We start from the raw sequence: 17,467 nt of genomic DNA on the forward strand, positions 1-17,467 counted from the left end.
CGGGATTATTGTTATCTTTGCATTTCAAGTTTTTCAAGACCAATCCGCAACAAATGCTGGGAAAACATCAATTTATTACGAAGATTGATGCATTCATGTCCAGTGAATGTGTAACAATATGCAAGCAGCATACATCCGGAAAATCATTACCCCAACAAAAAATATCACAATGCCAATAATTGACACCTTTCGCACCCTCGCGGGCATCAGAAAAGAACGCCGCTTACCCCCTCCCGGCGAACGTCCGCAAACCGGCAGCAATATCGCCCTTGGCAATCTGCGCATGCAACTCAAACTCCCGATCACGCCAGAACAATGGCGCTGGTTGGTCAGCATGGGCTGGCGCAAAGTCGATTTACGCACTGACCGCCGGCAATATCAGAAAGTGGATGAACAATTGGCGCTGCGGCTCTTAATGCTCGACGATGAAGCCGAGCGCGAACAACTGCATGCCCGCATCATCCAGCTGCAAGCAAAAAGCCCGGCCCCGCGCCGCAATGCCAGTTAAGCCCGGCAGGGAGCGGATTTACCCGGCAGAAAAGGTATACTGACAGAATGTCCTCTTCCATCATTCTGTTCGTCCTGTCGTCCCTGATCTGGGGTTCGACCTTCTGGGCCATTACCTTGCAACTCGGGCATGTCGCGCCCACGGTTTCGGTTGCCTGGCGCTTCATGTTGGCGGCTGCCACCTTGTTTGCTTTCTGCGCCTTGCGCCGGCAAAAACTTTGGCTGCCCTGGGCCACGCAGCGCTGGATCATGGCGCAAGGCGGCATGTCCTTCGGGCTGTCCTATGTCTGCACCTATCTGTCTGAGCAATATCTGGTCTCAGCCCTGGTGTCGGTCTTGTTTTCGCTGATGGTGATCTGGAATCCGCTGGGTGAGAAGCTGGCTTTTGGACGTCCGCTGCCGCGCAGCATCTGGTACGGCGCGGCGCTCTCGATGCCGGGCATCCTGATGCTGTTTGCGCAGCCGCTGACGGAAACCTGGCGCAATTTGCAAGCCGGCGCGCTGATGCAGCAATCCACATTCTGGCTTGGTCTGGGTTTGGCTTTGCTGGCCACATTCGCCAGCACCGCCGGCAATATTCTGGTGGTGCAGGTGCGCAAACATCATGCGGATGTGTTTCTGACCACGGCCTGGGGCATGGCCTGGGGCAGTCTGATGGTGGCGGCCTACAGCGTGCTCAATGGCGACAGCTGGACTTTGCCATCTTCCCCGACTTACTGGGCTTCGCTGATCTACTTGTCACTGTTTGGCTCGGTGATCGCGTTTTCCGCGTATTTCATCTTGATCCACCGCTGGGGCGGGCATAAAGCGGTGTATGTGGGTGTCATCACGCCTATCATTTCGGTATTATTGTCGATGCGCTTCGAGCATTTCCAACCCGGCTGGATTGAGCTTGCCGGCATGTTGCTGTGCCTGGCCGGAGTGGTTTTAGTGCTGCGCGCAGAAAATAAGGCCGCCGCATAACACACAACACATCAGGAAATATCATGACTGCAGAATTTCAGATCCGCGCCGCCACCCCGCAGGATATTCCGGCGATTTTAGGCATGATCCGCGAATTGGCGGAGTTTGAACAGTTATCGCATCTGGTCAAAGCCGATGAAGCCGGCTTGCATGACGCCCTGTTTGGCGAGCGCCCGGTATGTGAGGCCCTGGTCGGCATAGCGGAAAAAGAAACCGCCGCCTTTGCCCTCTACTATCACAATTTTTCCACCTTTGTCGGCAAGCGCGGCTTGTATCTGGAAGATCTGTATGTGAAGCCGGCTTTTCGCAGCTTCGGGCTGGGCCGGGATTTGCTGGTGGAATTGGCGCGCATTGCTGTGGCGCGCGGCTGTGGCCGTTTTGACTGGTCAGTGCTGGACTGGAATCAAAACGCAATCGACTTCTATCAGGGCTTAGGAGCGCAAGTGCTGCCCGACTGGCGCATCTGCCGCCTGACCGGCGCTGAACTGGAACATCTGGCGCGCTGACAGCGCAGCCCTGTTTAACGCAAGCTCAGCAAACCCCAACCCAGTTCGCGCCGCATGCGTTGCTCCACACTTTCACGCACTTCCGTCCAAGGCTGCGGCGCCGCCTGATGCGCCCGGCCCGGCTCTGCTTGCGCCTCATTGAGCGCCCTGCTCTGCGTTTGCTTCTGCTGCTGTTCCATGATGCCCTCCCGCTGGCAACGTCCTGCTGCTGCCTGCTATAGCGTCAGTTTTTCGCAAGGATTGAGTTTCCACAAGGAAAACTTACAAATGCTGGCAAAAAAAAGCCCGCGCGGCGGTGTGCGGCGCGGGCATAACCCAATGTAATCTGGGAGGAGGGAACAAACAATGAAAACGTGTTCACTATACCGAGCACCGGGAGTGTTCCATGTCAAAATTACAAATCCTTACCCGCGTCACGAATTCACGCTAAAAAACAACATCTTGCGCAAAGCAGCAACAAATTGCCCCAAATTAAGCGGGAACTTCTTTACGCCGGCGGCGTCCTTGCGATCTGTGCGCCGTGCCAATGCGGCGAACGATTTATAATGCTGGATTTTCAGCCTGCGAGTTTTGCCATGCCCGCCCAATTGATCAACGGAACCCAGCTCTCCCAACAACTGCGCGCCGATTGCGCGCGCCGCGCCGCTGCGCTCACCGCGCAAGGCATGCAACCAGGTCTTGCCGTGATTCTGGTCGGCGAAGATCCCGCCAGCCATGTGTATGTGCGCAATAAAGTCAAAGCCTGCGGCGAAGCCGGCATTCATTCCGTGCTGGAAAAATATGAGGCGGATATGAGCGAGGCAGCCTTGCTGGCGCGCATCGCTGAACTCAACGCCGATCCTGCCATCCACGGCATTCTGGTGCAAATGCCGCTGCCCAAACATATTGATCCGCATAAAGTGATTGAGGCGATTGCGGTGGCCAAGGATGTGGACGGTTATTCCGTGTTGAGCGCGGGTGAAACCATGACCGGACTGCCCGGTTTTCGCCCCTGCACCCCGTTTGGCTGCATGAAAATGATTGAAAGCACCGGCGTCGATCTGCGCGGCAAGCACGCAGTGGTGATTGGGCGCAGCAATACCGTCGGCAAGCCGATGGCGCTGCTGCTCTTGCAAGCCAACGCCACCGTCACCATCTGCCACAGCGGCACGCCGGATCTGGCTTATCACACGCGCCAGGCTGATATCGTGGTGGCGGCGGTAGGCCGGCGCAACACCCTGACGGCGGACATGGTCAAGCCGGGCGCGATGGTGATTGACGTTGGCATTAATCGCGATGAAGAAGGCAAGCTGTGCGGCGATGTCGATTTCGCCGGCGTGCAGCAAGTGGCCGGCTATATCTCGCCGGTGCCGGGCGGCGTGGGGCCGATGACCATCGCCATGTTGCTGGAAAACACCCTGCTCTCGGCAGAACGCGCTTTCGCCAAACGTGCTTAAAACATCCCTGACCTGATATTGACGAACCTGAAACAGATATGGATTTGACTGACAACCCTTTGCTGCAAACCGGCCCCGCAGTGCATTATCAGGCCATCAACCCTGAACACATCACACCGGCCCTTGAACATCTGCTGCAGCAATGCCGCACCTGTGTCGAGCATATCAGCTCTTCAGCATGCGGCTATGGCTGGGATGAGGTGGCGGCGCCTTTGAGTCTCTGCACTGAAGCGCTGTCGCGCGCCTGGGGCGTGGTGAATCATTTGCAAACCGTGGTCAACACCCCGGAATTACGCGCCGCCTTCAATGAAAACCAGCCCAAAGTCACCTCCTTCTACAGTGACCTGGGGCAAAATCTGGCGCTGTACGGCAAATACAAAGCGCTCGCCGCCAGCAGCGAATTCGCCAGTCTGAGCCCGGCGCGGCAACGCATTGTCGAGCGCCAGTTGCGTGACTTCCGCTTGGGCGGGGCCGAGCTGGATGATGCGCACAAGCCGCGCTTTGCCGCCATCCAGGAAGAAATGGCCGCCCTCTCCACCCGCTTCTCGGAAAATGTGCTCGACGCCACCAATGATTTCACGCACCACGAAAGCAGCGAAGAGGCAGTGACGGGGCTGCCGCCGGACGCCCTGCTGGCGGCGCGCAGCGCGGCCCAGGCCAAGGGTTTGAATGGCTATCTGTTCTCACTGCACCAGCCGTCCCTGATTCCGGTGCTGCAATATTGCGCCAACCGCAATTTGCGCGAGTTGATGTACCGCGCCAATTGCACGCGCGCCTCAGACCAGGCGCAAGTGTTTTCCAATAACGCCGGCTGGGACAATACCGCCAATATTCTGCAGCTGTTGCGCTTGCGCCATGAAGAAGCGCAGATGCTGGGTTACGCCAGCTACGCAGAATTGTCGCTGGCGCCGAAAATGGCGCAAAGCCCGCAGCAGGTGATTGATTTCCTGCTCGATATGGCGCGCCGCGCCCGCCCTTATGCAGAACGCGACTTTGCCCAATTGCGCGCCTTTGCCGCCGCTGAACTCGGGATCAGCGATTTGCAAGCCTGGGATCTGGCTTATGCGTCAGAAAAAATGCGCGAGAAAAATTACGCGTTCTCGGCGCAGGAAGTAAAGCAATATTTTCCGCTGGATAAAGTGCTGCAGGGCCTGTTTGGCGCATTGCGCGAACTGTTTGATGTCCAGATTGAAGCCGCCAGCGCACCGGTATGGCATCCGGATGTGCAATTTTTCCGCATCACGCGCGGTCAGCAGCTGCTGGGCGAATTCTGGCTCGACCTGTACGCCCGCGCGCACAAACGCGCCGGGGCCTGGATGGACAACCCGCGCAGCCGGCGCCGCCTGCATGATGGCGTGCAAACTCCGCAGGCATATCTGGTGTGCAACTTCACCCCGCCGCTGGAAGAAAACGGGGTGCGCCAGATGGTGTATTTAAACCATTCGGAAATGATCACCCTGTTCCATGAATTCGGCCATGGCATACACCATCTGCTCACGCAGGTGGATGAGCTGGAATTAGCCGGCATCAATGGGGTTGAATGGGATGCGGTCGAACTGCCTTCGCAAATGATGGAAAACTTTTGCTGGCGCTGGGAAGTATTGCAGGAAATGAGCGAACACCAGCACAGCAAAGCCCAGCTGCCGCGCGCCCTCTACGACAAAATGCTGGCGGCGAAAAACTTCCAATCCGGCTTGGCCACTTTGCGCCAGGTTGAATTCGCGCTGATCGATATGCGTTTGCACCATGGCTTCGAGCCGCATGACGGCGCCGCCCTGCAAAACCTGATTGATCGGGTGCGCCAGGAAGTCGCTGTGCTCATCCCTCCCGCCTGGAATCGTTTTTGCCACGCCTTTGCACATATCTTTGCGGGCGGCTATGCAGCCGGCTACTATAGCTACAAATGGGCGGAAGTCCTGTCTGCTGACGCGTTTGCCGCTTTTGAGGAAGAATGCGGCGAAGGCGGCAATGTCTTGCAAACCAAGGCCGGCCTGCGCTTTTTGCAGGAAGTGCTGGCGGTCGGTTCAAGTCGCGATGCGCTGGATTCCTTCATCGCCTTCCGTGGCCGCGCCCCCAGCATTGAGGCACTGTTGCGCCATGGCGGCATGAGTTCGCCACTTTAAACACCGGAGTAAGTATGAAATCGATCGCCCGCCTGTGTCTGCCCCTGGCAATCCTGCTGTGCGCCGTTCCGGCTGCCGCCCAAATGTATAAATGGGTCGGACCGGATGGCAAAGTGCATTACTCTGACACCCCGCCGCCCAAAGATGCGGCCAAGTCGGTGGAGCGCAAAACGGTCAGCGGCGGCAACCCGGAAGCCAATTTGCCGTATGAGCTGGCGCAGGTGGTGCGCAATCAACCGGTCACCCTGTACAGCGCCAGCGATTGCGCGCCGTGTGAAGCGGCGCGCAGCCAGCTCAAGCAACGCGGTGTGCCATTTGTGGAAAAAACCATTAACACGGCAGAAGATCAGCAAAAATTCCGCAGCATTGCACCAACTCTGGAATTACCGCTGATCATGGTCGGGCGCACCCGTCTGAAAGGGTTTGAAAGCGGCCAGCTGAATGAAAGTCTGAGCGCTGCCGGCTATCCGGAAAAGAGCATCCTGCCGCGCAACTACCAGTTCCGCGCAGCAGAAGCGCTGGCGCCCAAGCAAGCAGCCAAAGAAACCGCCGCCGCAAGCCCCAGTCCGACGCCGACGCCAACGCCGGTGGAAGTCATCCGCGCGCCCAACGACAATACCCCGCCCGGCTTCCAATTCTGACCATGCCGACCCGGATCGACTTTCACAGCAACGTGCCGGACAAGCTGCAATACTGCTGCCGTCTGGTGCGCAAAGCGCGCGCGCGTCCTGATACGCCGCGCATTTTGCTGTTAAACAGCGACGCCGGGCAATTGGCGCGTCTGGATGAAGCCTTGTGGACTTTTTCCGATCTCGATTTTCTGCCGCATGTGACGGTTGAACATCCGCTCGCGCCGCACACCCCGATTCTGCTGAGCACGCGGGAAATCGACCCGCCGCAAGGCGAGCCGCTGCTGCTGATCAATCTCACCACGCGGCTGGTGCAAGACCCTGCGCGCTTTGTCCGCATCATTGAAATCGTACCGGCAGATGAGCACGAACTGCTGCTTGGCCGCCAGCGTTATCGCGATTACAACGGCATGGGGGCGCAACTGAGCCACCACGTCGCCACGCCCTGAATCTGAGCGCCCCCCCTGAACATGAACAGTCATACGCCACCATTTGACGCCTCGATTCCGGTCTTGACCGAAATCATTCCCATCGCCCCTGCGAACGCACCGGCTGGCGCGCCGCCCGCGCCCGCGCCGGCCCCTGCAGTCACACACGCGGCGCAGGCCGCCAGCCCGACCATGCCGCCCGCCAAAGCGCCGCTTGCGCCGGCGCAACGCATCGCCGATCCCATCACACGCCTGCAGGAAGGGGCTGATGAACTCAAGGTCAGCGCCGGCGCAGTGCAAAATCTGACCCTGCAATCCCTGGAAAGCCAAGCGGCGCACAGCTTGAGCGCCCAAGACCTGGAACAACTCGAACACCGCCTGGCGGAAAAAGTCTTAAAACAGCTGCAAGGCCGGATTGAATTCGTGCTTGAGCAAAGAGTGCGCGACAGTCTGGCTGATGTGCTGCAACTGGCTTTAATCGGCTTGACAAATGAATTACGCCAGGGTTTGCAGCAGACTTTAGAGGAAGTGATCGCGCGCGCGGTGACGCAAGAAATTTCCCGTCTGAAAGCTTTGAAAAAATAAAGGAAATGGCAAAAAACTTTCAAAAAACAAAGCCATTTGCAATGATGCTTTGAAAAATAAAAATCCAGACCACTCCTTTGTTTCCCCAAGGCGGAAATCAACGCCTACAATTTCCCTATAGCAAGCACACATCGCGGGCTGAGCGCCGCAGCAACGCACGAAAGGGATTATATGAAAGTCATCGTACTGGGAGCAGGCATCATCGGCACAGCATCCGCCTGGTATTTGCGGCAAGCCGGACATGATGTGCAAGTGATTGAGCGCGCCGCCGGCCCGGCCTTGGAAACCAGCTTTGCCAACGGCGGACAAATCTCGGTGTCGCATGCAGAACCCTGGGCCACGCCGAGCGCCCCGCTGAAAGTCTTGAAGTGGCTGGGCCAGGAAGACGCGCCCTTGCTGTATCGCTTCCGCCCTGAAATTTTGCAATGGAAATGGGCCTTGTCCTTCCTGCGCGAATGCACGCCGGCGCGCACCGCCGCCAACATCCGCCAAATCGTCGCAATCGCCGAATACAGCCGCCAGGCCTTGATCGCACTGCGCCAGGAAATCGGGATTGATTATCAGCATCTGTCACGCGGCATCCTGCACTTTTACACCGATGCCAAAGAATATGAAAACTCGCTGCCGATGGCGGCGCTGATGCGCGACCTGGGCTGCCCGCGCGAGAATATCAGCGCGGAGGAAGTGGTGCGGCTGGAGCCGGCGCTGGCCGGGATCCGCAGCAAAATTGTGGGCGGCGATTTCACCGCCACCGATGAGTCCGGCGATGTGTATCTGTTCACCTCAGCGCTGGCGCAAAAAGCTGCGCAAAAAGGCGTGGACTTCCGCTACCAGACCAGCATTACCCGCCTGCTGGTGGAAGGCAGCGGCGCGGCCGCCAAAGTGACGGGGGTGGAAGTGATCGACGCCGCCGGGCGGCACCAGGTCTTGCGCGCCGACGCCTTTGTGGTGGCGCTGGGCAGTTTTTCGCAAAGCCTGCTGGCCCCGCACGGTATTTCATTAATGATTTACCCCGGCAAAGGCTATTCCGCCACCTACCCTGTGATCAATCCGGAGGCTGCGCCAACGGTCTCGCTGACAGATGACGGCTATAAAATCGTGATTTCGCGCTTCGGCGACCGCCTGCGCGTAGCCGGCACCTGCGAATTGAACGGCTATTCGCGCGAACTCAACAACACCCGCTGCGAGGCGCTGACACGACGCACGCGCGAACTCTTTCCAACCGCCTGCGACTATGACAGTCCGGTGTACTGGACCGGTCTGCGCCCGCTCACGCCATCCAATGTGCCATATATCGGCAAGAGCAAAATCAGCAATCTGTTCTTGAACACCGGGCATGGCACCTTGGGCTGGACCATGGGCTGCGGCTCAGGCAAGGCGATTGCCGAGATTGTCAGCCAGCGCGCGCCGGAAGTTGATTTCGCATTTTACGGCATGCCGCCGCGCGCCAAAGCCGCACTGGCGGTGTCAGCGGCGTGATTTCTTTTTCGGCGCAGCCATCTGCGCCTCCACCTCTTTGAAGCATTCGTTCATGGCGACTTTGAGCAAAGGCGTATGCGCTTCGCCCATTTCAAAGGATTTGAGCACATCATCTTCCCACTGCTGGAGGCTGATTTTGCTCTCTTTCTGATCTAAACACCCGCAAAGCGGTTTCTTATATTCAGGCGCCAAAGGCGGCATGGGAATTCTTCCATCGCAAATTGCGCGCATGCCGGTCCGCATTACCGGCGCCATGCATTCTGCCACCGCGCGCAGAATGCGCGGCGTCATATCCTGCTCCCCCTCTTGCGGTGTAAGCGCATCGAATTTTGCCGTCGTACACTCACATTGCGCTTTCCTGAGTTCTTCCTGGTAAAATTCCTTGACAGGATTGTTACTTAAACTCTCGCACTTCGTCTTCAGATTATTCCTCGCCCGCTCCAATTCAGGCGGAACCGGACTTTGCGCCGCCGCCATCAGGCAAAAAGCTGACAAACAAGCGCTGCTGATGATTTTCTTCATAATATGCACTCTTAGTGAGAATCAGATCATTGTATGCGCAATGCCAGACATCAGTACGGGGCAGCGTAAAATAATCCGCTGGCCGCGCCTTGCGGCAGACCTTACCTTGGCCGCGATAACTCAGGAGAAAACAGCATGCAAAACCCCGCCTTCACCGTAAAATGCTTCGGCGCTTACGCCATGGCCACCGGCTTGATTCTGTTATTCGTCCCCAATCTGCTGCTCGGCTTATTCGGCATCGCCACGACGCAGGAAATCTGGGTGCATGTATTGGGCGTGATTGCCTTTATTTTGGGGTTTTACTATTGGGCTTGCGCCAGCGCGGGAGTGCATGCTTTTTTCCGCGCCAGCGTTGTGGGGCGCACCTTGTTTTTTGTGATGTGCGGCCTGCTGATCACCTTCTGGCAGGCCCCGTGGCAATTGATTTTATTTGGCGCGGTCGATTTGGCGGGCGCCCTGTGGACCGCCCGGGCATTGCGGCGGCAAGAAGCCCGCAGCTGATCAGCGCGGCATAAAATCTTCCAGCAACTGCGCCAGCAATTCCGGTTGATCATGGTGCAGCATATGGCCGGCGTCCGGCAGGACATGGCGTTGCACCTGCTGCAAATGGCCGATGCGGCGCTCGATTTCCGTGCGGAAAGCCGGCTCCGGCCCGAACCATTTCGAGACATCCGTCTGCGCCCCTTCAATCCATAAAACCGGGGCGCTGATCTGACGCCAGGCCGCCATGATCTGCTCCACCTGATATAGCAGCGGCCCATTGCGCTTATGCGCCACATCGCCCAGAATCTGCCACTTGCCATCACGACCCTGGCGCGCCCAATGTTGCGCCAAAAACGCGGCACGCGCATCAGATAAGCGTGGATTATTCTTTTGCAAACGCTTTTGCACCTGCTGCAAATCATCATAGGGACGCATCGAGAGGTCCAGCTTGATTTCATCCAGCCAATGACGCATCCTGCGCGGCGCCTGCGCCGGGTCGGTGGCCGGTAAGCCAAACCCTTCCAGATTTGCCAGCGCAGCCACCCGCTCCGGCTTGACGCCGGCATACAACATCGCCACATTGCCGCCCATGCTGTGCCCCACCAGGCGGACTGCCTCCGCAGGCTGATAATGATCAAAGATCGCATCCAGATCCGCCAGATAATCGGCGAACCAATAGGTATCGGAAGCGCTGTTCTCGGTCAGCCCGAAACCGCGCCAGTCCGGCGCGATGCAATGCCATTCTTGCTGCAGCGCATCAATCATAAACTGGAATGATGCGCTGACATCCATCCAGCCATGCAACAGAAACAAGCGGGGCGCCTGCGGGTCTCCCCACTGCCTGATGTGATAACGCAAACCACGGATTTGCAAAAATTCTGAACGGGATGCTTGCATGGCGCTTCTCCATAAAATAGAACGACCGTTCGCATAGTATATGCGAGCTTGGCCTAAGCTGCAGGCGTTCTCATTGCGTCGTTCTGCACAAGGTACAATACCGTTTTTGTACGCGAGAGGAATGCACATGCCTGTATATGAATTGGGCGCACGCCAGCCGGAAATCGCCGCCGACGCCTGGGTCGCCGATAACGCCACCATCATCGGCAAGGTTAAGCTGGGTGCGCAAAGCTCGGTCTGGTTTGGCGCCACGCTGCGCGGCGACAATGAATGGATAGAGATTGGCGCCGGCAGCAATGTGCAGGAAAACACGGTGATGCACACCGACCCCGGTTATCCGCTCACGATCGGCGCGCGCGTCACCATCGGACATCAAGCGATGCTGCATGGCTGCACGGTAGGCGCAGGCAGCCTGATCGGAATTCAAGCGGTGGTCTTGAATGGCGCGGTGATCGGCCAAAACTGCCTGGTCGGGGCCGGCGCCCTGGTGACTGAGGGTAAGCAATTCCCGGATAACAGCCTGATCATCGGCAGTCCGGCGCGCGTGGCGCGCACGCTGACCGAAGAAGAAATCGTCACCATGCACAAGGCGGCGGATATTTACATTCAACGGGCGGTGGAATACGCCAGCCAATTGCAGCCCGTAACAGCAGAAAAGAAATAAAGATGGATAAGGAAAGTATGCTGCAAGCGGTGGCCAGCCACGACAGCTTGCAAAGATTCATGTTTGACGACTTGGCGGTGCGCGGCAGCGTGGCCGCCTTGAGTGAAAGCTGGCGCCAATCGCAGGGCGAGCACAATTATCCGACGGTGGTGCAAAGCCTGCTGGGCGAATTATTGGCGGCGGCCTGTTTGCTGTCAGCTTCGCTGAAATTTGACGGCAGCATTATTTTGCAAATTCACGGCGATGGCCCGGTCAAGCTCTTGGTGGCGGAATGTGAAAGCGGGCAACAGGTGCGCGCCACCGCCACCCTGGCCCCGGATGCCGGCGCCCTGGCCGCCGACGCCAGCTTTCAAAGCCTGGTCAACCGTGAAGGACGCGGCCGCTTTATGTTGACCTTGGCCGGCAAAAATCAGCAACAACCGTATAAAGGCATTGTGCCGCTGGATGGCGACAATATCGCACAAGCCTTGCAGCACTATATGCTGCGCTCGGAGCAAGTCGATACGGAATTGATGTTGGCGGCGAACGGCGAATATGCGCGCGGCCTGTTGCTGCAAAAAATGCCCTCGCACGGCGGCGTGATGAGTCCGGAGCAAGCGGCGGAAGTGGCCGAGCGGCAAAGCCAGGGCTGGCTGCAATTGCAAGCGCTGTGCAACACCGTGAAAAGTGCAGAAATGCTGGCGGTGGATGTGGGGGTGTTATTGCACCGCTTATTCTGGGAACAGGATATGCGCTTATTTGACGCCCAGGAACTGCGCTTTTTCTGCCCCTGCTCGCGCGAGAAAGTGGGCAATATGCTGAAAATGATGGGGCGCGATGAAATCGAATCCGCCTTGGCCGATGTCGGCAAGCTGGAAGTCGCCTGCCAATTCTGTGGCCGCAATTATCTGTTTGATGCGGTGGATTGCGCGCAGTTGTTTATTGGCGACGGCGGCAGCGGAGAGGCGCAGGGAACCAGGCATTAAAACCTGCCGTGAGAGGCTGCAGAATGAAACCGGTCAGCCGCGCAGTTTGTGTGCCGCAAATACGCTCAATGCGATGCGCGACTGAAATCACTCCCGCAAACAGCGCCGGCGCCGCAGCCAACACAATGTGCTCCGACAAGCCCGGCAGGAACGGTATCACGGACACCCGCAACAAGACCTCCAGCTTTTCGGGAGCCGTTCGCCCTGAGCCTGTCGAAGGGCATGGTTGCGAAAGGAAAATCCGTGCTTCGACAAGCTCAGCACGAACGGCAAAAAACAATGTGCTCCGACAAGCCCCGCAGGAACAGTATCACGGACACCCGCAACAAGACCCCCAGCTTTTCGGGGGTGGCGTTCGCCCTGACTTAGTGGCGCAGCCGCGCTGCAATTGGCGCTGCGGTGGCTTTGTGTTGTGCTGCCGGCGCATCCGGTGAACGGGGAATGCGGCTCGGTTCATCGCCGCCATCCACCACTTGCACAAAAACTTCGTCGTCTTTGATCATACCCAGCTCAAAGCGGGCGCGTTCTTCTATCGACTCGGTGCCCTGCTTTAAATCGGCGACTTCAGATTCCAGCGTGGCGTTGCGGGCCTTGAGTTCATCGTTTTTTTTATGCGCCTGCGCCACCTGCTTTTCCATTTCCCACACGCGCAGCCAGCCGCCCTTGCCCAACCACAAAGGGTATTGGATCAAGATCAGCAGGCCGGCTAAGCACAGGGCAATAATGCGCATGAGGAAAAACGCCGGGTTGCCCCGGCGTTGCTTTGCTTACTTCAGATTGTAGAAAGCGTCGCGGCCGGGGTAGCTGGCGATGTCGCCCAGATCTTCCTCGATACGCAGCAGTTGGTTGTATTTGGCCATACGGTCAGAACGCGACATCGAGCCGGTTTTGATCTGCAGAGCGTTCAACCCCACTGCGATATCCGCAATCGTCGAATCTTCGGTTTCGCCGGAGCGGTGCGAAATCACGGCGGTGTAGCCGGCGCGTTTCGCCATTTCGATGGCGGCAAAGGTTTCGGTCAGGGTGCCGATTTGATTGATTTTGATCAGGATCGAGTTGGCGATATCGCGCTGGATGCCTTCTTTCAAAATCTTGGTGTTGGTGACAAACAGATCGTCGCCCACCAATTGCACGCGCTTGCCGAGTTTGGCGGTCAGCTTGGCCCAACCTTCCCAGTCGCCTTCAGCCATCGCGTCTTCAATCGAGATAATCGGGTATTTATCGCACCAGGTGTCAAGCAGATTGGTGAAATCTTCCGCCGACAACACCAAACCCTCGCCTTCCAGATGGTATTTACCGTCTTTGTAGAATTCGCTGGCGGCGCAATCCAGGCCCAGGGCGATTTGGCGGCCCGGCTCGTAGCCGGCTTGTTCAATCGCGGAGATGATCAGCTTGATCGCTTCTTCGTGATTCGCCACCGAAGGCGCAAAACCGCCTTCATCGCCCACCGCTGTGGTCAAACCCTTGTCGTGCAGGATTTTCTTGAGCGTGTGGAACACTTCCGCGCCATAGCGGATGGCTTCTTTGAAAGAAGGCGCGCCGACCGGGATGATCATGAATTCCTGGATATCCAGGTTGTTGTCGGCATGTGCGCCGCCATTGATCACGTTCATCATCGGCACCGGCATTTGCATACGGCCCGAACCGCCGAAATAACGGTACAGCGGCAGACCGGCTTCTTCAGCTGCAGCCTTGGCCACCGCCATCGAAACCGCCAGCATGGCGTTGGCGCCTAAGCGCGATTTGTTTTCTGTGCCATCCAGATCGATCAGGGTCTGATCCAGAAATGCCTGTTCGTTGGCGTCCAAACCCATGATGGCTTCTGAGATTTCCGTGTTGATGTGCTCGCAAGCCTTCAATACACCCTTGCCGAAATAGCGGCTTTTGTCGCCATCGCGCAATTCAATCGCTTCACGCGAGCCGGTCGAAGCGCCGGACGGCACTGCGGCGCGTCCCATCACGCCAGACTCCAGCAAGACATCGCATTCGACGGTCGGATTGCCGCGCGAGTCGATGATTTCACGCCCGATAATGTCAACGATTGCACTCATTTGCATCTCCAGTCAGAAGTAAAAATCCCATTCGCAGCCGTCACGCAATCAGGCAAAATCCTGCTCTAAAAAGCCCATGCGTTTGACCACTAAATCAATTTGTTGCAGATTGGCCAGCAATTCTTTCATGCGTCCCAGCGGCACGGCGTTGGGGCCGTCGGAGAGCGCCTTGGCCGGATCGGGATGGGTTTCCATGAACAGGCCGCAGATGCCAGCGGCCACCGCCGCACGCGCCAAAACCGGCACGAATTCGCGCTGCCCGCCCGAGGATGCGCCCTGCCCGCCCGGCAATTGCACCGAATGCGTGGCGTCAAACACCACCGGACAACCGGTTTCGCGCATGATCGCCAGCGAACGCATATCCGACACCAGGTTGTTATAGCCAAACGATACGCCGCGCTCGCACGCCATGAACTGATCATCCGGCAAACCTGCGCTGCGCGCCGCCATTTTCGCCTTGTCCATCACGTTTTTCATATCGTGCGGGGCTAAGAACTGGCCTTTTTTGATATTCACCGGCTTGCCGGAACGCGCGCATGCGCTGATGAAATCGGTTTGACGGCACAGAAAAGCCGGGGTCTGCAGCACATCGACCACCGCAGCCACCGGCGCGATTTCATCAATTTCATGCACATCGGTCAACACCGGCACACCGATTTGCTGTTTGACTTTGGCTAAAATCTGCAGCCCTTTTTCCATGCCCAAACCACGGAAAGACGTACCGGACGAGCGGTTTGCCTTGTCAAACGATGATTTGTAGATAAATGGAATGCCCAAGGCGGCAGTGATGTCTTTCAAAGCGCCGGCAGTGTCCAGGGCCATTTGTTCGGACTCAATGACGCAGGGGCCGGCGATCAGGAAAAACGGTTGATGCAAGCCGACTTCAAATCCGCACAGCTTCATGCTGCTTCTCCTTGCGCCTTGGCATGCGCCAGCGCAGCTTTGATGTAAGAGATAAACAGCGGATGGCCATTGCGCGGCGTGGATTTGAATTCAGGATGGAATTGCACGCCCAAAAACCAGGGATGGGCGTTTTCGCCTTCACGCGGCAATTCCATGATTTCCAGCAGATTTTCATTCGGCGTGCGGGCCGACACCACCAAGCCGGCGGCTTCAATGCGCGGCAGATAATGGTTATTGCCTTCGTAACGGTGGCGATGACGCTCGGTCACCACGCTGCCATAGATTTCCGCCGCCAGCGTGCCCGGCTTCACGGCGCAGGTCTGCGCGCCTAAGCGCATGGTGCCGCCGAGGTCGGAATTTTCATCGCGGCGCTCGATTTTGCCATCGCGGTTTTGCCATTCAGTGATCAAGGCCACCACCGGCTGTTCGGTGTCGAGATCGAATTCGCTGGAATTGGCGTGCGACATGCCGGCTTTGTGGCGGGCAAATTCAATCAGGGCCACTTGCATGCCTAAGCAAATGCCAAGGTAAGGAATCTTGTTTTCGCGCGCAAAACGGGCGGCTTTGATCTTGCCCTCCACGCCGCGCTTGCCAAACCCGCCCGGCACTAAAATCGCGTCGAATTTTTGCAGCGAGGCGCAGCCTTGCGCGTCGATTTCTTCCGAATCAATGTACTCAATATTGACGCGGCATTCGGTATGGATGCCGGCGTGGCGCAAGGCTTCGGTGAGTGATTTATAAGATTCAGTCAGATCGACATATTTGCCGACCATGCCGATAGTGACTTCATGCTTGGGATGCTCCAGCGCATGCACTAAGCGCGTCCACATTTCCAGATTGGCGGCCGGCGCTTCGATGCCCAGCCGCTCGCAGACGATGGCGTCCAAACCCTGGTCATGCAGCATTTGCGGAATCTTGTAGATGGTGTCCACGTCCCACACCGAAATCACGGCGGCTTCTTCGATGTTGGAGAAGAGCGAGATTTTGGCGCGTTCATCGTCGGGAATGCGGCGGTCGGCGCGGCACAACAGGGCGTCCGGCGAAATACCGATTTCACGCAGCTTTTGCACGCTGTGCTGGGTCGGCTTGGTTTTCAGCTCGCCGGCGGAAACCAGATAAGGCACCAGGGTCAGGTGCACAAAGGCGGAAGATTTGCGCCCGGCGCGCAGCGATAACTGGCGCGCGGCTTCCAAGAACGGCAGCGATTCGATATCGCCCACCGTGCCGCCGATTTCCACCAGCGCCACATCCGAACCTTCCGCGCCACGGTGAATGAAATCCTGGATTTCATTGGTGATGTGCGGAATCACTTGCACCGTTTTGCCCAGGTATTCGCCACGGCGTTCCTTGCGGATCACCGATTCGTAAATCTGGCCGGTGGTGAAATTATTCACCTTGCGCATGCGCGCGGTGATAAAGCGCTCATAGTGGCCCAGATCGAGATCGGTTTCAGCGCCGTCATCGGTGACGAACACCTCGCCGTGCTGGAAGGGACTCATGGTGCCCGGATCGACGTTGATGTACGGATCGAGCTTGAGCATGGTGACTTTGAGGCCGCGCGATTCGAGGATGGCGGCGAGGGAAGCAGCGGCGATCCCTTTACCAAGGGAAGACACGACACCACCCGTGATGAATACGAACTTGGTCATTGCAGAAGGCGCCAAAGGCGCAAGCGGGAAATCGGAATTATAACCGCTTTTGCGCAAAACTTGATGCTGCGCCGCAAAATCCCGGCTGTGCCGGGGCAAGTTATAATGGCCGCCCTGCTGTGTTTATGCGCACTGTTCTTGCGCAGTGTTGACTACGATTCATGATGAGCGAATTCACAAGCCGCGCCCGCCGCCTGCTGCAACAACAGCATTGGCGCTTCGCCGCCGCCGGCGTAGTCGGTCTGCTGGTGGATATGGCGCTGTTGGGCTTGCTGCTGCAGCTGGCGTGCAATCCTTATCTTGCGCGACTGGCGGCGTTTTTGGGCGCAGTGTGCGCCACCTGGCTGCTCAACCGCCATTTCACCTTTGCCGCCGTCCCCCATGGCAAGCCGCTGTGGCTGGAATGGCTGCAATATCTGTTAGCCATGAGCGGCGGCGGTCTCTTGAACCTGGCCGCCTCCGGGGCCGTGCTGTATTTCTGCCGGCCTGCCTGGTGGCTGGCGCCGGCAGCTGTTGTGGCCGGCTCCTTAGCCGGCATGCTGTTTAATTTCTGCGCCGCCAAATGGTGGGTGTTTCGGGCATAAGGATAGAACGAAGAAATCTTGAAATGCCGCAGGCGGCCAGGCGCAGTCTTGTTATGATGGCGTTTTCATTTTTTCGCGCATGCGCCCCTGGAT

At 57.7% G+C, this 17,467-nt stretch carries 21 protein-coding genes; 13 read left to right on the forward strand and 8 right to left on the reverse strand.

The features are described 5' to 3' along the window. Positions 1–169 precede the first annotated feature (169 nt). The 3 genes from V8J88_RS13640 to V8J88_RS13650 are packed head-to-tail and all read left to right on the forward strand — an operon-like array spanning position 170 to position 1,976. Positions 170–508, forward strand: coding sequence for a hypothetical protein (locus V8J88_RS13640; RefSeq protein ID WP_338844682.1), 339 nt, complete (start codon positions 170–172; stop codon positions 506–508). A gap of 47 nt (positions 509–555) precedes the next feature. Beyond that, the gene (locus V8J88_RS13645) at positions 556–1,470 is read left to right on the forward strand and encodes an EamA family transporter (protein ID WP_338844683.1); all 915 of its coding nucleotides are present in this window, start codon (positions 556–558) and stop codon (positions 1,468–1,470) included. 23 nt (positions 1,471–1,493) lie between these two features. Further along, entirely contained in the window at positions 1,494–1,976 is a 483-nt protein-coding gene (locus V8J88_RS13650) for a GNAT family N-acetyltransferase (protein WP_338844685.1), read from the forward strand. A 14-nt stretch (positions 1,977–1,990) separates the two neighbouring features. On the opposite strand, the gene V8J88_RS13655 is transcribed toward V8J88_RS13650, so the two are convergent. Together V8J88_RS13655 and V8J88_RS13660 are read right to left on the reverse strand one after the other, a co-directional pair. Beyond that, positions 1,991–2,155 (reverse strand): hypothetical protein, encoded by a 165-nt coding sequence (locus tag V8J88_RS13655; protein WP_338844686.1) that lies wholly within the window; start codon positions 2,153–2,155, stop codon positions 1,991–1,993. 234 nt (positions 2,156–2,389) lie between these two features. Continuing rightward, positions 2,390–2,647, reverse strand: coding sequence for a hypothetical protein (locus V8J88_RS13660; RefSeq protein ID WP_338849989.1), 258 nt, complete (start codon positions 2,645–2,647; stop codon positions 2,390–2,392). Between V8J88_RS13660 and folD the strand changes: the two genes are divergently transcribed. From folD to V8J88_RS13690, 6 genes are all read left to right on the forward strand, one after another. After that, positions 2,552–3,412: a bifunctional methylenetetrahydrofolate dehydrogenase/methenyltetrahydrofolate cyclohydrolase FolD gene (gene folD, locus V8J88_RS13665; RefSeq protein ID WP_338844687.1), complete on the forward strand. Its 861-nt coding sequence runs from the start codon at positions 2,552–2,554 to the stop codon at positions 3,410–3,412. The genes V8J88_RS13660 and folD overlap by 96 nt on opposite strands. Positions 3,413–3,450: 38 nt before the next feature. Continuing rightward, a complete protein-coding gene (locus tag V8J88_RS13670) occupies positions 3,451–5,535 on the forward strand; it encodes a M3 family metallopeptidase (RefSeq protein ID WP_338844688.1) in 2,085 nt (694 codons plus the stop codon). Between the two features lie 14 nt (positions 5,536–5,549). Next, positions 5,550–6,176 (forward strand): glutaredoxin family protein, encoded by a 627-nt coding sequence (locus V8J88_RS13675; RefSeq protein ID WP_338844689.1) that lies wholly within the window; start codon positions 5,550–5,552, stop codon positions 6,174–6,176. 2 nt (positions 6,177–6,178) lie between these two features. Beyond that, the gene (locus V8J88_RS13680; RefSeq protein WP_338844690.1) at positions 6,179–6,613 is read left to right on the forward strand and encodes a DNA polymerase III subunit chi; all 435 of its coding nucleotides are present in this window, start codon (positions 6,179–6,181) and stop codon (positions 6,611–6,613) included. A 21-nt stretch (positions 6,614–6,634) separates the two neighbouring features. After that, a complete protein-coding gene (locus V8J88_RS13685) occupies positions 6,635–7,177 on the forward strand; it encodes a hypothetical protein (protein WP_338844691.1) in 543 nt (180 codons plus the stop codon). A gap of 171 nt (positions 7,178–7,348) precedes the next feature. Beyond that, a complete protein-coding gene (locus V8J88_RS13690; protein ID WP_338844692.1) occupies positions 7,349–8,656 on the forward strand; it encodes a D-amino acid dehydrogenase in 1,308 nt (435 codons plus the stop codon). Here V8J88_RS13690 and V8J88_RS13695 read toward each other — a convergent pair. Then, the gene (locus V8J88_RS13695; protein ID WP_338844693.1) at positions 8,645–9,133 is read right to left on the reverse strand and encodes a hypothetical protein; all 489 of its coding nucleotides are present in this window, start codon (positions 9,131–9,133) and stop codon (positions 8,645–8,647) included. The genes V8J88_RS13690 and V8J88_RS13695 overlap by 12 nt on opposite strands. 180 nt (positions 9,134–9,313) lie before the next feature. On the opposite strand from V8J88_RS13695, the gene V8J88_RS13700 reads away from it, so the two are divergent. Then, the gene (locus V8J88_RS13700; RefSeq protein WP_338844694.1) at positions 9,314–9,679 is read left to right on the forward strand and encodes a hypothetical protein; all 366 of its coding nucleotides are present in this window, start codon (positions 9,314–9,316) and stop codon (positions 9,677–9,679) included. Here V8J88_RS13700 and V8J88_RS13705 read toward each other — a convergent pair whose 3' ends face one another. Continuing rightward, complete coding sequence (locus V8J88_RS13705; protein WP_338844695.1) at positions 9,680–10,558, reverse strand: alpha/beta hydrolase; 879 nt, start codon at positions 10,556–10,558, stop codon at positions 9,680–9,682. It abuts the gene before it with no gap. A 127-nt stretch (positions 10,559–10,685) separates the two neighbouring features. Between V8J88_RS13705 and V8J88_RS13710 the strand changes: the two genes are divergently transcribed. Continuing rightward, on the forward strand, positions 10,686–11,222 hold the full coding sequence (locus tag V8J88_RS13710; protein ID WP_338844696.1) for a gamma carbonic anhydrase family protein: 537 nt from the start codon (positions 10,686–10,688) through the stop codon (positions 11,220–11,222). A 2-nt stretch (positions 11,223–11,224) separates the two neighbouring features. Further along, positions 11,225–12,187 (forward strand): Hsp33 family molecular chaperone HslO, encoded by a 963-nt coding sequence (locus V8J88_RS13715; protein ID WP_338844697.1) that lies wholly within the window; start codon positions 11,225–11,227, stop codon positions 12,185–12,187. A gap of 365 nt (positions 12,188–12,552) precedes the next feature. Here V8J88_RS13715 and ftsB read toward each other — a convergent pair whose 3' ends face one another. From ftsB to V8J88_RS13735, 4 genes are read right to left on the reverse strand one after another with little or no spacing between them, the layout of a single operon-like run. Continuing rightward, a complete protein-coding gene (gene ftsB, locus V8J88_RS13720; RefSeq protein WP_338844698.1) occupies positions 12,553–12,918 on the reverse strand; it encodes a cell division protein FtsB in 366 nt (121 codons plus the stop codon). Positions 12,919–12,954: 36 nt separating this feature from the next. Further along, positions 12,955–14,238, reverse strand: coding sequence for a phosphopyruvate hydratase (gene eno / locus V8J88_RS13725; RefSeq protein WP_338844699.1), 1,284 nt, complete (start codon positions 14,236–14,238; stop codon positions 12,955–12,957). A 48-nt stretch (positions 14,239–14,286) separates the two neighbouring features. Continuing rightward, on the reverse strand, positions 14,287–15,141 hold the full coding sequence (gene kdsA / locus V8J88_RS13730; RefSeq protein ID WP_338844700.1) for a 3-deoxy-8-phosphooctulonate synthase: 855 nt from the start codon (positions 15,139–15,141) through the stop codon (positions 14,287–14,289). Further along, positions 15,138–16,790 (reverse strand): CTP synthase, encoded by a 1,653-nt coding sequence (locus V8J88_RS13735; RefSeq protein ID WP_338844701.1) that lies wholly within the window; start codon positions 16,788–16,790, stop codon positions 15,138–15,140. Before V8J88_RS13735 ends, kdsA begins: the two co-directional genes overlap by 4 nt. A gap of 161 nt (positions 16,791–16,951) precedes the next feature. Between V8J88_RS13735 and V8J88_RS13740 the strand changes: the two genes are divergently transcribed. Further along, a complete protein-coding gene (locus tag V8J88_RS13740) occupies positions 16,952–17,374 on the forward strand; it encodes a GtrA family protein (RefSeq protein ID WP_338844702.1) in 423 nt (140 codons plus the stop codon). Positions 17,375–17,467: the final 93 nt, after the last annotated feature.

Source organism: Massilia sp. W12, assembly GCF_037300705.1.
GTDB lineage: Bacteria > Pseudomonadota > Gammaproteobacteria > Burkholderiales > Burkholderiaceae_D > JACPVY01.

Excerpts from the sequence above, each read along its gene's own strand:
- V8J88_RS13640 (WP_338844682.1), top strand. The coding sequence starts at position 170 with ATGCCAATAATTGACACCTTTCGCACCCTCGCGGGCATCAGAAAAGAA.
- V8J88_RS13645 (WP_338844683.1), top strand. The coding sequence starts at position 556 with ATGTCCTCTTCCATCATTCTGTTCGTCCTGTCGTCCCTGATCTGGGGT.
- V8J88_RS13650 (WP_338844685.1), top strand. The coding sequence starts at position 1,494 with ATGACTGCAGAATTTCAGATCCGCGCCGCCACCCCGCAGGATATTCCG.
- V8J88_RS13655 (WP_338844686.1), bottom strand. The coding sequence starts at position 2,155 with ATGGAACAGCAGCAGAAGCAAACGCAGAGCAGGGCGCTCAATGAGGCG.
- folD (WP_338844687.1), top strand. The coding sequence starts at position 2,552 with ATGCCCGCCCAATTGATCAACGGAACCCAGCTCTCCCAACAACTGCGC.
- V8J88_RS13670 (WP_338844688.1), top strand. The coding sequence starts at position 3,451 with ATGGATTTGACTGACAACCCTTTGCTGCAAACCGGCCCCGCAGTGCAT.
- V8J88_RS13675 (WP_338844689.1), top strand. The coding sequence starts at position 5,550 with ATGAAATCGATCGCCCGCCTGTGTCTGCCCCTGGCAATCCTGCTGTGC.
- V8J88_RS13680 (WP_338844690.1), top strand. The coding sequence starts at position 6,179 with ATGCCGACCCGGATCGACTTTCACAGCAACGTGCCGGACAAGCTGCAA.
- V8J88_RS13685 (WP_338844691.1), top strand. The coding sequence starts at position 6,635 with ATGAACAGTCATACGCCACCATTTGACGCCTCGATTCCGGTCTTGACC.
- V8J88_RS13690 (WP_338844692.1), top strand. The coding sequence starts at position 7,349 with ATGAAAGTCATCGTACTGGGAGCAGGCATCATCGGCACAGCATCCGCC.
- V8J88_RS13695 (WP_338844693.1), bottom strand. The coding sequence starts at position 9,133 with ATGGCGGCGGCGCAAAGTCCGGTTCCGCCTGAATTGGAGCGGGCGAGG.
- V8J88_RS13700 (WP_338844694.1), top strand. The coding sequence starts at position 9,314 with ATGCAAAACCCCGCCTTCACCGTAAAATGCTTCGGCGCTTACGCCATG.
- V8J88_RS13705 (WP_338844695.1), bottom strand. The coding sequence starts at position 10,558 with ATGCAAGCATCCCGTTCAGAATTTTTGCAAATCCGTGGTTTGCGTTAT.
- V8J88_RS13710 (WP_338844696.1), top strand. The coding sequence starts at position 10,686 with ATGCCTGTATATGAATTGGGCGCACGCCAGCCGGAAATCGCCGCCGAC.
- V8J88_RS13715 (WP_338844697.1), top strand. The coding sequence starts at position 11,225 with ATGGATAAGGAAAGTATGCTGCAAGCGGTGGCCAGCCACGACAGCTTG.
- ftsB (WP_338844698.1), bottom strand. The coding sequence starts at position 12,918 with ATGCGCATTATTGCCCTGTGCTTAGCCGGCCTGCTGATCTTGATCCAA.
- eno (WP_338844699.1), bottom strand. The coding sequence starts at position 14,238 with ATGAGTGCAATCGTTGACATTATCGGGCGTGAAATCATCGACTCGCGC.
- kdsA (WP_338844700.1), bottom strand. The coding sequence starts at position 15,141 with ATGAAGCTGTGCGGATTTGAAGTCGGCTTGCATCAACCGTTTTTCCTG.
- V8J88_RS13735 (WP_338844701.1), bottom strand. The coding sequence starts at position 16,790 with ATGACCAAGTTCGTATTCATCACGGGTGGTGTCGTGTCTTCCCTTGGT.
- V8J88_RS13740 (WP_338844702.1), top strand. The coding sequence starts at position 16,952 with ATGATGAGCGAATTCACAAGCCGCGCCCGCCGCCTGCTGCAACAACAG.